The following is an 11,795-nucleotide window of genomic DNA, read 5'->3' as shown; positions in this document are numbered from 1 at the left end:
TTAAAATTCTCTTTCTGTTGAAAACTTAATATCTTCTTCTCCAAAGATTTTCTTTATAATGAAGTCTGGAGAGAACTCTATTAAATCTTCATACCTTTGCCCAACTCCTAAGTATAGTATTGGCTTCCCTATAGCATAACCTATAGAGATAGCAGCCCCTCCCTTAGCATCAGCATCAACTTTGGTTAGGATAACTCCATCAATACCAACAGCTTTATTAAACTCTTCAGCCTGAAAGATGGCATCATTTCCAGTTAAGGCATCAGCTACAAAGATGACTAAGTCAGGCTTAGTAACCCTAACAACTTTCTTTATCTCATCCATTAAATTTATATTTGTTGCCTGCCTTCCAGCAGTGTCTGCAAGAACTACATCAATCTTTTTAGCCTTCGCATGTTGAATAGCATCATATATAACAGCTGCAGCATCAGCTCCAGGTTTTTGTTTTATAACTTTAACTCCTATCCTCTTAGCATGCTCTTCCAACTGCTCAATAGCTCCAGCTCTAAATGTGTCTCCAGCAGCTAAGACAACAGAGTAACCCTTATTCTTTAACTTATATGCTAACTTAGCTATACTTGTAGTCTTTCCAGTCCCATTAATTCCAACAAAAACTATAACTGTTGGCTTTCCCTCCTTTCTATTCTTTTGTATAATTTCTTCAAGATCTATCTTCTCCCTTGATAAGATATTTAAAATAGAGTTCTTGACAGCATTATAGACAATTTCTTCAACATTGTCATCAGGGCTTATCTTTTTACCAACAAGCTCCTTCTTTATAGAATCTATCATCTTCTCAACAACTTCTAAAGCAACATCAGCCTCTAACAGTTCTAACTCAAGCTCTTCTAAGATATCTTCTATATCTTCCTCAACTATTACAACCTCTTTTTTTATCACTCTCTTTATAGTTCTTGTTATCTTAAACCTATCAAAGAATGACATCCCCTTACTTTTCTCTTCCTTAACTTCCTTTTTCTCTTCAATTTTCTTCTCCTCTTTAGTTTCTACTTTTTCCTCTTTTTTTACCTCTTCAGCTTCTCCTTTCTTATAAATTTTCTCCTTTATCTTCTCTGCAGCTTTCATAAACTTTTCTCTTAGCAAGTTGAACATAGTTATCCCCTTTAACTATGATAAGGAACTTTTATATAATTTCTATTCAAAAAAGTTTATGTCAATATTAAGTAGGTGAGTTTTTTGACATGCTCCATTATAGTTGGAGGACAGTGGGGAGATGAAGGGAAAGGGAAAATAATTAGTTATATCTGTATGAAAGATAAGCCATCAGTTATAGCCAGAGGTGGAGTAGGCCCAAATGCTGGGCATACAGTTAAGGTTAAGGGTAAAAGCTATGGAATTAGAATGGTTCCTACAGGTTTTCCACACTTAGATGCTAAGCTTGCTATAGGTGCTGGAGTTTTAGTAGACCCAGAGGTTCTTTTAAAAGAGATTGAGATGTTGAAAGAGTTTAAGGTTGGAGAAAGATTAGTTGTTGATTACAGAGCTGGAATTATTGAAGAGAAACATAAAGAGATGGATAGAAAAGATGAGCACTTAGCTAAGGAGATAGGGACAACTGGCAGTGGCTGTGGGCCGGCAAATGTTGATAGAGTTTTAAGAATATTAAAGCAGGCTAAGGATATTAAAGAGTTGGAAGATTACTTAGGAGATGTCTCTGAGCTAATAAATGACACCTTAGATAGAGGAGAGGATGTTTTAATTGAAGGGACACAGGGAACATTCCTCTCCCTTTATTATGGAACCTATCCTTATGTTACTTCTAAAGACACAACAGCCTCAACCTTTGCAGCTGATGTAGGAATTGGGCCAACAAGGGTTGATGATGTCATAGTTGTCTTTAAAAGCTTCCCTACAAGAGTAGGCTCAGGCCCCTTCCCAACAGAAATGCCATTAGAAGAGGCTGAAAGATTAGGGATAGTGGAATATGGGACAGTGACAGGAAGAAGGAGAAGAGTAGGATACTTTGACTTTGAGATGGCTAAGAAAGCTTGTAGATTGAATGGAGCTACACAGATAGCTTTAACAGGATTAGATAAGTATGATAAAGAATGCTATGGAGTTAAAGAGTTTGGAAAATTAACAAGAAGAGCTAAGGAGTTTATAGAGAAGATTGAGGAAGTGACTAAAGTGCCTGTAACCATTATCTCAACTGGGCCAGAGATAGAGCAAACAATAGACTTAAGAAAAGAAATTTAGTGATTTATTATAGATTTAATATAGTTAATTAGCTCCATAGCATTATTCATATCCTCTAACTCCTTTTTACTTAAAACTGGGACATTCTTATATTCTCTCTCTTTCTTTTCCAACACCAATAAAGTGTAAGCCTCTAACAACTTAGCTATCTCCCTTACAAAGTAAACCTTTTTCTTTACTTCAATATTCTCCTCCTTGTCTATGTTTGTTAATAGTATCTCTTTCTTATCATCAGCTACAGCATCAAATGGAGCCCTCTCTAAGGGAAAGGATTTAAATCCTAATTGATTTAAAAAATTTATTATCTCCTTCTTTAAACCATCAATCTCTTTATTAACCTCTATATCTTCATCTATTGGCTCAAATAGATCTATTCCTCTAACTAATGGAGCATCTAAGTATTCCTCTATTTTTATAGCTATATCAACAGATGGGTTAGCACTGTAATTTTCATACTTATAGATGGTTTTTCTTGAAACACCTACAGCCTCTGCAAGTTCACCAACTGAAATTTTTTTCTCCTCTCTAACTCTCTTTAAGGTTTCTCCATCAATCTTTACAAAGAACCCTCCTCTATTGGCATAAACTATAGGAGGACTACCCTCTAAGAAATCTTTGAAGGTTTCAAAGGTTACAGCTTTGATGTTGTATCTGTCATAGACAACTCCATCTTCCATAGGGGCATTTCTTGTTCTTGCCCCAATAATTAGAGGAACTGCTCTAATTGCCTTACTTAACATCTTTAGCTCAGAAGATTGCTCTTTACTAAAGCTATCAATATTCTTTAATATCTTTAATACTAATCTAATATCATCCCTCTTAGCTAAGATGTCAAAGCATGCTCTATTCACAGGCTTAGAAACTTCAAAGTTATTCTTCATTAATAATTCCATACATTCAGATATTAATATATATCTCATGAGCATCACCCTCCAAATGATGATTATATATAAAATTTACTATTTAGTTTTTTAAAGTTTACCTACTTAAATTAAGAAATTTAGTTCATATAAAAGGAAAAAATTTAGAAAAAATTTTATATGTAAATATATAGTTCCGAAAACAGGAGCAAGAATATATATAATCCAAACTATATTATACTACTTTATTACCTTAATGAGGTGAGAGTATGAAAAAATTGTTGTTGGTTTTATTATCACTCTTAGCCCTTACATATGTGTCAGCAGAGACTGTTGTTTTAGTTAGTGATAACTCAGCAGATTATGCTACAGCCTTAGCTATAGCTGAAGCCTTAAATGCTACCATAGTGACTACAGAGTGGGGAATTTATAATGAGAGTTTAATAACTAAGATTGAAAATTTAACTCCTGATAATGTGATCATTGTTGGAGGTCCTTTAGCAGTTGTAGAAAATTATACAAAAGCCTTAGAAGATTATGGAATCAATGTTGAAAGAGTTGGAGGAAAAGATAGATATCAGACAAATGCTATAGCATTGAATCAATTCAAACTTATGTTACAAAAAAGATTTAAAAATATGAGTGCTTGTATATGTTATGGTTATGATGACATAGCTTTAAATGAGTCTATAAATTTAGTAGCAAATGGATCAGTTCCAATTTTAACAAATGGGTTAAATCTCTCAGTAAATCCTAAGGAGTTGAATATTTCAAAAGCTATAGTCATTGAAAATCCAGTATGTCCTTGTAATATGACAAAAATAAAAATTATGTTACAGAATAAATTTAAAATTAAGGTAATGGAAAAATTTATCCCAAAAGAGAGAATAAGATTAATGTTAATGAATAAAATAAAAATGTTTGAGCATAAATTAGTAAGATTAAAAATAAGTGGAAATGTAACAAAGTTAGAAGAAGAATTAAATGAAGTTAAACAACTAATTGAGCAGAATAAATTAGAAGAAGCTTTTAGAATTATGGTTAAGTTAGACAATGAATTTAGAGTTATGGTTAAAATGGAGCATATGGGTAGAGTTAAGACAATGATGAAAATAGAAAAAGGAAAAAATAAAATAAATATAACAAACAAAATGGAAAATGTAACAGTTGGTAAAAAATTAGGAGAAAAGCCTGAAGTGAAAAAAGGCTATATGAAATAAATTCAAATTTTTTATTTTTTATTTTTCTTAATCCAAAGATTTAAATTTATTTCAATAAAGTATTTAATACCAAACAACTTTTTTAATAACTTTGCAGAAAACAAGTAAGAGATAATGAATATGATAATCTTTGGACTGTTTGGAAAAACAGGATGTGGGAAAACTGAAATTTTAAGGGAGTTAAAAAAGAAACATCCAGTTATTGACATAGAGGAGATAGCTGGGACAAGGGGAAGTATATTAGGAGACCTCTATGACTTAAAGATGAGAACACAGGAAGAGTTTGATAGGATTATAGAGAAAGAGATAAAGAAAGCTGGAAAATATGGTTATGTTGTTGTTGAGTATGAAGGAAGAAAAATAGGGGGAGATTATAGAATAAAGATTCCTGAGCTTCTTGCTAATATAAAAAATTATGACTATAAAATTTTAATAGACTGTCCTTATGAATGCCAAATAAAGAGGTTGGTTAATATTTACAAGCCAAGAAATGAGAGAGAGAAGGAAATGCTAATCAATAAATTATTCATTTTAAGAAGAGACTTTAAAAAGCCAGATATGATTGATATGTTAGATGAAGCCATCAGCTTAATTAAAAATGACCAATACTTTGAAGCTGCTAAGCTGTTGGAAGAGAAGCTGTATAGAGTTCATTATATGAGAAATATCAAGAATATTAAGCCTGATTTGGTTGTTTATAATGAAGATGTTAAAAAATCTGCTGAAATCATAGACAAGTTTATCAAGGAAAAACTATGGATGAGGAAATCTTAGCAAGGCTACTAACATTTAATAAAGATGTCTATCTATGTATTTTCTTAAAAGATGGAAGAAAGATGATAGCTAACTCTGAAAAAATCTTAGCTGGGAAAGTTGGAGGAGAGATAGTTAGGAAAGTAATAGATACAATAAAAAAGATGGAGGAAGAAGGAAAGGAAATTTTCTTACTTGAAGATGAGAAAATTTACATTGAGAAAATAAATATAAAGAAATTTTTAAGCTCTATAACTATTCCTGATGACACAATAACCATAGATGAGGCTTTAAAAAAGAAAGATGCTATTTTTATTGATGTTAGATCTCCAAGGGAGTTTAAGGAAAAAACAATTCCAGGAGCTATTAACATCCCTCTATTCTTGGATGAGGAGCATGCTTTAATAGGAAAGGTTTATAAGAATGAGGGAAAAGAGAAGGCTATGGAGTTGGCTATAGATATAGTTAGTAAGAGCTTGGTTAGAATACTCAATGAAGTTAAAAAATTAGATAGAAATAAAGAAATAATAGTTTTCTGTGCAAGGGGAGGGATGAGAAGTAGAACAGTGGCTTTAATATTAAGCCTCTTAGGCTTTAAGAAGGTTAAAAGGTTAATTGGAGGATTTAAAAGTTATAGGCATGTGGAAAAATGATTTACTTAATAGGGATAGGGCCAGGGGATAAAAGGTTTTTAACCCTATTGGCTTTAGAGAAGGTTAATAGTTGTAAATATATAGTTGGCTCAAGAAGAGCCTTATCTCTTTTTGAGCTGAAGGATAAGGAGGTTTATGAAGTAAGGAATGTTGTTGAAGATCTAAAGAATATTTTAGGCTCAATAGATTATAAGGCTCATGACATGGCTATTTTATCAACTGGAGACCCTTGTTTCAGTGGGCTACTTAAAACTCTTTTAAAAATTGGAGTTGATAAGGAATATATTGAAGTGATTCCAGGCATTTCTTCAGTTCAGATAGCTTCAGCCAAGTTAAAGATATCTTGGGAAGACTTTAAAATACTAACCTTACATGGAAAAAGAGAGAACTTGAAGAAGTTAATAGACTACATAAAAAATAACGAGAAAGTAATTTTTCTCCCAAACAATTTAAAGGAAGATGCCAAATACTTGGTTGAGAATGGAATTGATAGGGAAGTTTGGATTTTAGAGAACTTAACCTATCCAAATGAGAAAATATATAAGTTAAAGTTAAGTGACTGTATTAATAAAGAATTTTCTTATCTAACCATCTGTGTCTTAGATTAAGCTTTTCAAGTTTCTTAAATAGCTTAACCAATCTTCATTAGATAGATTTGGAAAGCTATAGTCTGCATTTGGGTGCATGAACTTACAGAGGGTTATGGTTCTAAGATGTGGAGCAAAATGTTTTAAGGTTGATAAGCCTTGAGTAGCTATATAGTAGGGAACTCCAACAAATAAAATTAGATCATAATTTCCCTTACCATCAAACCCTTCCCAGTATGGATTTCTTAAGTTATTTATTAGATCTATGATTCCTATTTTAGCATCTGGCTCAAGATACTTAGAGAGGGTTAAGTAAGAGCCACCAGTGGAGACTATTGTAACATTATACTTATTTTTTAACAACTTAGCTACCTCCAAAATTTCCATAGTTATCTCTTCAGGCAGAGAATTTAGAAGAGAGCCTAAGACAAACATGGGCCTCTTAGCCTTTTTTACAGCCATGGCTACTATCTTTGGTGAAGCTATATTAGCTATTTCAGGAGTTACATAGGCAGGATTCCACATGAAGAACCACCACAATGTATATATAGGTTATAATTTGTAATGATTAATAATGACAAATTACTTACTTATATTTAAAGGTGTTTATTCATGGCTTTAGATATAAAGAATATACTCTCAAAAAATCTGAAGGTAGATTATGAGAAAATTGTAATTAAGGGGTTTGAGGAAGAAGAGGAGAAGGAGGTTAGCTCTAACTATCCTAAGCTAAGGGAGTGGGATCATAAGTTACTCTCTTACTTCAAGCCTTTCTATTCTCCTCTCTGCTCTCTCTGCTGTCTCTGTACCTATGGAAAATGTGACTTATCCAAGAATAGAAAAGGAGGATGTGGGATTAACCTTGAAAAACAGCAGGCAAGGATTGTTTTATTAGCCTGCTGTATGGGAGCAGCAACACATACATCACATGCAAGACACTTGTTAGAAATAGCATTAAAGAAAAATCCTAATTTAAAGTTAAAGACAAGTAGGGATATTCAAGTTATAGCTCCTATAACTACAACAGTAACAGGAGTTAAGCCAGAGACTGTTAAAGACTTAGCTAAGATCCTTGACATGATAGAGAGAGAAATCACCATGCTCTTAGCAGCAACACACACAGGACAGGAAGGAGATAGTATAGACTTTGAATCCAAGGCTTTACATGCTGGTTTATTGGACAACATGGCTAAAGAGATTGGAGAACTAATACAAATTTCACTATATGATTTACCATTTGGAGAGGAAGATGTTCACTTTGTAGAGATTGGTTTAGGAACTATTGAGAAGGAGAAGCCAGTAATTTTATGTATTGGACATAACATAGCTCCAGGAGCTGCTATAATAGATTACTTAGAAGAGCTTGGAATTGAAGATAAGGTAGAGGTTTGTGGCCTCTGTTGTACAGCTATAGACATAAGTAGATACTCAAAGAGGGCTAAGATTGTTGGTCCATTATCAAGGCAACTAACCTTTATCCTCTCAGGAACTGCTGATGTTGTTGTTATAGATGAACAATGTATAAGGAATGATGTCTTAGAAATTTGTTCAAGTATGGACATTCCTGTAATAGCAACAAGTGAAAAAGCTTCTTTTGGACTGCCAGATTTAACTGATGAGGAGCCAGATAAGATTATTAGAGACTTGCTAACAAAAAAGTATCCTGGAGCTTTAATTAGAGATGAAGATAAGGTTGGAGAGGTTGCTGTTAGATTAGCTTTAATCCTAAAGGAGCAGAAAAAGAGAATAGGTTTAGACTTGAGAGATAAGCAAGTCTTAGAAAGTATTAAAGAGTGTACTGAGTGTGGCTGGTGTAATAGAGTTTGTCCAGCCATGTTGCCAATAAAAGAAGCTATGATTGAGGCTAAGAAAGGGAATTTAGAGCCTTTATCTAACATCTATGAGAAATGTGTGGGCTGTGGGAAGTGTGTTGAATTCTGCGAGAGAAATATTAAGTTAGTTGACCTCTATAGAGTAGCTGCTAAAGAGAGAATAAAGAATGAGAAGTTTAAAGTTAGAGCTGGAAGAGGGCCAGTTACTGATGTAGAGATTAGAAAGGTTGGAGCTCCTATAGTCTTTGGAGACATTCCTGGAGTTATACTATTTGCTGGCTGTGACAATTACTATAATGGAAATGATCTTCCACTAATGGCTGAGGAGTTCTTAAAAAGAGGTTATATAGTAGTGGCTACTGGCTGCTCTTCAATGGCTATAGCTTTCTATAAAGATAAGGATGGAAAAACACTTTATGAAAAGTATCATGGAGCCTTTGACAGAGGAGGGCTGTTAAACTTAGGCCCCTGCTTAGCCAATGCCCATGCCATTGGAGCAGCTATAAAGATAGCTAATATATTTGCAAAACTACCACTGGAAAAGAACTTCCCAGAGGTTGCTGATTACATCTTAAATAGAATAGGAGTTTGTGCTGTTGCCTGGGGAGCCATGTCACAGAAGGCTGCAGCTATAGCCACAGGAGCAAACAGGTGGGGAATTCCAGTTATCTTAGGACCACATGGCTCTAAGTATAGAAGACTATACTTAGGAGAAGAGATGTTAAGGAAGATAAAGGATAGGAGAACAGGCGAACTTATAGATACTGAGCCAGCTCCACTACACTTAATATATGCAGCTGAAAGCTTAAATGAAGCTATCCCATTAATTGCTAAGCTGTGTATAAGACCTAATGACACTCCAAAAGGTAGGTTGATTAAGTTAACTCACTACATAGACCTAAGTAAAAAGTATCTTGGCTATGTCCCTGAAGATATCCACTTATATATAAGAAATGAGAGAGAAATTCCATATCAATACAAGGAAGAGGTTAAGAAAATCCTAAAAGAGAAAGGATGGAAGCCAAGAGAGGCTCCTAAGGAGCCAAGTATATTATAGCTAAAGCTAAAGCTCCTTCAATATCTACTGAATCCACCTCTTCCCCTTTTGAAAAGAGAGCTCTCTTAACATCCTTTATATGCTCTTTTCTTATAACTCCAAACTCTGTTTCTAAACCTTCATTTATTATCTTCTCTAAGGTTTTTTCATCAGCATTCTTTATAATTTCCATAACCTCCTTAGTCTTACTCTTAAACTCTGGTCCTATCTTAGATTTATCTGGAATAATTTCAATAATCTTATATTCTAAGGATGGCTTTCCTTTTATTATTTTAAGCTCTTCAATCTTTAGGGTTCCCTTTATATCCTTCATAGTTTCATTTAAAGCTTTATATGTTTCTTCATCTTCAGTATAAATCTCAACCTTTTTTATTGGAGCATTTAAGGCTAAGCCTTTATTGGCCTTGTATCTTCTTATACTTATCACAGCTCTCTTGGCAATTTCTCCAAATTTCTCAGCATCTTCATCTATTAACTCCTTATCAACCTCTGGAAATGAGAAGTGTAGGTTATCTAACCTATATATTTCTCCTACATAGTCTGAGAAGTGTGGAGCAAATGGAGCTAAGAGCCTTAAGATCTTATCAATGACATAGTATAGAGTATATTTAGCCTCCTCCTTCTCCTTCTCATCTTCTCCATAGAGTCTATACTTAACCATCTCTATGTAGTTGTCACAAAACTCATGCCAGACAAATTTATAGATCTCTACTATCACATTAAACCTGTATCTCTCTAAGTCCTTATCTACCCTTTCAATAAGCCTCTGTAACTTAGATAGTATCCATCTGTCAATGATATTTTTAACTTCTCTCTTTTCCTTTAATTTTTCAATTTCCTCATCCTTTATATGTAGCTTAGCAAACCTACAGGCATTCCATAGCTTTCTTAAAAATCTGTAGCCATAATCAACCTCTTTCCAAGAGAATGGGACATCATCACCTATAACTGAATTACTTGCCCATAACCTTAAAGCATCTGCTCCATACTTATTAACAATTTCATCAGGCTCTACAACATTTCCTCTACTCTTACTCATCTTATATCCATCTTCTCCAAACACCATTCCATTGATAACTATCTCTTCCCATGGCTCCTTTCCTGTTAGAGCAAGGGATTTAACTATTGTATAGAATGCCCAGGTTCTTATAATATCATGCCCTTGAGGCCTTAACTGGACAGGATAGTGTTTTTTAAAGAACTCTTCATCATCCAACCACTTGGTTATAACCATTGGAGTTATTGAAGAGTCCATCCAGGTGTCTAAGACATCAGTCTCTGGCTTCAGATTGGTTGATCCACACCTATCACAAACATAGCCTCTCTCAGTTGGATCCACTGGCAAATCTTCCTCTTTAGCCACAACTATAGCCCCACAATCTTGACAGTACCAAACTGGGATTGGAGTGGCAAAGATTCTCTGCCTACTTATAACCCAATCCCAGTCCATGTTTTCTATCCAATTTAATAACCTAATTTTCATATGCTCAGGAACCCACTTTATTTTTTCAGCCACTTCCCTAACCTTAGGAAGGAGTTTTTTAACATTAACAAACCACTGCTCTGTAACAACTATCTCTATTGGTGTTTTACATCTCCAACAAACTCCTACATTCTGCTTAATCTTCTCCTGCTTAATTAAATATCCTTCTTTCTTCAAATCTTCTATAATCTTTTTCCTTGCCTCCTCTGTCTTTAACCCCTTATACTTACCAGCAACTTCAGTTAACTCTCCTCTCTCATTTATAGCTTTAATTATTGGCAAGTTATACTTATTAACCCATAAAACATCTGTTTTGTCTCCAAAGGTACAAACCATCACTGCCCCAGTACCAAAGTCCTTTTCAACAAGCTCATCAGCCAAAACTTTAACCCTCTGATTGAATAGTGGAACAATAAACTCTTTTCCTATCTTATCCTTATATCTCTCATCTTCAGGATTTACTAAGATGGCCACACAGGCAGCCATTAGCTCAGGTCTGGTTGTAGCTATCTCTATCTCCCCCTCTCCATCAGCTGAAGGGAACTTTATATAGTTAAGATATGTTTCTCTCTCAATGTACTCAACCTCTGCAAAGGCTATAGCTGTCTGACACCTTGGACACCAATTTACTGGAAACTTACCCCTATAAATTAATCCATCTTTATACATTCTAACAAAAGCCACCTGAGATTTCTCTATATATTTTGGAGTCATTGTTATATATTCCCTACTCCAATCTATTGAGATTCCCAAGCTCTTTATTTGCTCTCTCATCCTTTCAATGTTCTTTTTTGTTAGCTCAACACATAGCTCTCTAAACTTCTTTCTGTCAATGTCTGTCTTAGTTATCCCATGAATCTCTTCAACCTTAACCTCTGTTGGTAACCCATGACAATCCCAGCCCTGTGGAAAGAGGACATTATAACCTTTCATTCTCTTGTATCTTGCTATAATATCCATATAAGTCCAATTTAGAGCATGCCCTAAGTGTAATTTCCCTGTTGGATATGGTGGAGGAGTATCTATAATATAAGGTGGCTTATCACTCTCCTCTTTAAACTTGTAAATCTCTTCCTCTTCCCACTTTTTCTGAACCTCTTTCTCTATCATAATGTTGTAATCCTTATCCATCC

The 11,795-nt window shown here is 34.3% G+C and carries 10 protein-coding genes; 6 read left to right on the top strand and 4 right to left on the bottom strand.

From position 1 onward, the window contains the following. On the bottom strand, positions 1-1,113 hold the full coding sequence (gene ftsY, locus METIN_RS05180) for a signal recognition particle-docking protein FtsY (protein ID WP_013100441.1): 1,113 nt from the start codon (positions 1,111-1,113) through the stop codon (positions 1-3). Between the two features lie 84 nt (positions 1,114-1,197). Here ftsY and METIN_RS05175 point away from each other — a divergent pair, with 84 nt between their 5' ends. Next, positions 1,198-2,217 (top strand): adenylosuccinate synthetase, encoded by a 1,020-nt coding sequence (locus METIN_RS05175; RefSeq protein WP_013100440.1) that lies wholly within the window; start codon positions 1,198-1,200, stop codon positions 2,215-2,217. Here METIN_RS05175 and METIN_RS05170 read toward each other — a convergent pair. After that, positions 2,214-3,137: a transcriptional regulator gene (locus tag METIN_RS05170; protein WP_013100439.1), complete on the bottom strand. Its 924-nt coding sequence runs from the start codon at positions 3,135-3,137 to the stop codon at positions 2,214-2,216. The genes METIN_RS05175 and METIN_RS05170 overlap by 4 nt on opposite strands. A gap of 209 nt (positions 3,138-3,346) precedes the next feature. Between METIN_RS05170 and METIN_RS05165 the strand changes: the two genes are divergently transcribed. The 4 genes from METIN_RS05165 (at position 3,347) to METIN_RS05150 (ending at position 6,311) form a co-directional block, all read left to right on the top strand. Further along, positions 3,347-4,297 carry a cell wall-binding repeat 2-containing protein gene (locus METIN_RS05165; RefSeq protein WP_013100438.1) on the top strand — a complete coding sequence of 317 codons (951 nt, stop codon included), beginning with the start codon at positions 3,347-3,349 and terminating at the stop codon, positions 4,295-4,297. Positions 4,298-4,417: 120 nt separating this feature from the next. Next, complete coding sequence (locus METIN_RS05160; protein ID WP_013100437.1) at positions 4,418-5,071, top strand: selenouridine synthase SelU-like subunit; 654 nt, start codon at positions 4,418-4,420, stop codon at positions 5,069-5,071. Beyond that, entirely contained in the window at positions 5,053-5,703 is a 651-nt protein-coding gene (locus METIN_RS05155) for a selenouridine synthase SelU-like subunit (RefSeq protein WP_013100436.1), read from the top strand. The genes METIN_RS05160 and METIN_RS05155 overlap by 19 nt, the downstream gene beginning before the upstream one ends. Beyond that, positions 5,700-6,311 carry a cobalt-precorrin-7 (C(5))-methyltransferase gene (locus METIN_RS05150; RefSeq protein WP_013100435.1) on the top strand — a complete coding sequence of 204 codons (612 nt, stop codon included), beginning with the start codon at positions 5,700-5,702 and terminating at the stop codon, positions 6,309-6,311. The genes METIN_RS05155 and METIN_RS05150 overlap by 4 nt, the downstream gene beginning before the upstream one ends. Here the strand turns inward: METIN_RS05150 and cdhB are convergent. Next, positions 6,303-6,815, bottom strand: coding sequence for a CO dehydrogenase/acetyl-CoA synthase complex subunit epsilon (gene cdhB / locus METIN_RS05145; RefSeq protein ID WP_013100434.1), 513 nt, complete (start codon positions 6,813-6,815; stop codon positions 6,303-6,305). The genes METIN_RS05150 and cdhB overlap by 9 nt on opposite strands. A gap of 87 nt (positions 6,816-6,902) precedes the next feature. Here cdhB and cdhA point away from each other — a divergent pair, with 87 nt between their 5' ends. Further along, positions 6,903-9,179, top strand: coding sequence for a CO dehydrogenase/acetyl-CoA synthase complex subunit alpha (gene cdhA, locus METIN_RS05140; protein ID WP_013100433.1), 2,277 nt, complete (start codon positions 6,903-6,905; stop codon positions 9,177-9,179). Here the strand turns inward: cdhA and METIN_RS05135 are convergent. Then, positions 9,157-11,793 (bottom strand): valine--tRNA ligase, encoded by a 2,637-nt coding sequence (locus METIN_RS05135; protein WP_013100432.1) that lies wholly within the window; start codon positions 11,791-11,793, stop codon positions 9,157-9,159. The genes cdhA and METIN_RS05135 overlap by 23 nt on opposite strands. Between the last annotated feature and the right edge of the window lie 2 nt (positions 11,794-11,795).

The organism is Methanocaldococcus infernus ME (assembly GCF_000092305.1).
In the GTDB taxonomy this organism is placed as follows: Archaea; AGJL01; Methanococci; order Methanococcales; family Methanocaldococcaceae; genus Methanocaldococcus; species Methanocaldococcus infernus.
Note: the sequence above shows the minus strand (reverse complement) of the source record. Positions and strands in the feature narration are given on the sequence as shown.

Coding starts and splice junctions, on each gene's coding strand:
- METIN_RS05165 (WP_013100438.1), top strand. CDS start 3,347: ATGAAAAAATTGTTGTTGGTTTTATTATCACTCTTAGCCCTTACATAT.
- METIN_RS05155 (WP_013100436.1), top strand. CDS start 5,053: ATGGATGAGGAAATCTTAGCAAGGCTACTAACATTTAATAAAGATGTC.
- ftsY (WP_013100441.1), bottom strand. CDS start 1,113: ATGTTCAACTTGCTAAGAGAAAAGTTTATGAAAGCTGCAGAGAAGATA.
- cdhB (WP_013100434.1), bottom strand. CDS start 6,815: ATGTGGAATCCTGCCTATGTAACTCCTGAAATAGCTAATATAGCTTCA.
- METIN_RS05160 (WP_013100437.1), top strand. CDS start 4,418: ATGATAATCTTTGGACTGTTTGGAAAAACAGGATGTGGGAAAACTGAA.
- METIN_RS05135 (WP_013100432.1), bottom strand. CDS start 11,793: ATGGATAAGGATTACAACATTATGATAGAGAAAGAGGTTCAGAAAAAG.
- METIN_RS05170 (WP_013100439.1), bottom strand. CDS start 3,137: ATGAGATATATATTAATATCTGAATGTATGGAATTATTAATGAAGAAT.
- cdhA (WP_013100433.1), top strand. CDS start 6,903: ATGGCTTTAGATATAAAGAATATACTCTCAAAAAATCTGAAGGTAGAT.
- METIN_RS05150 (WP_013100435.1), top strand. CDS start 5,700: ATGATTTACTTAATAGGGATAGGGCCAGGGGATAAAAGGTTTTTAACC.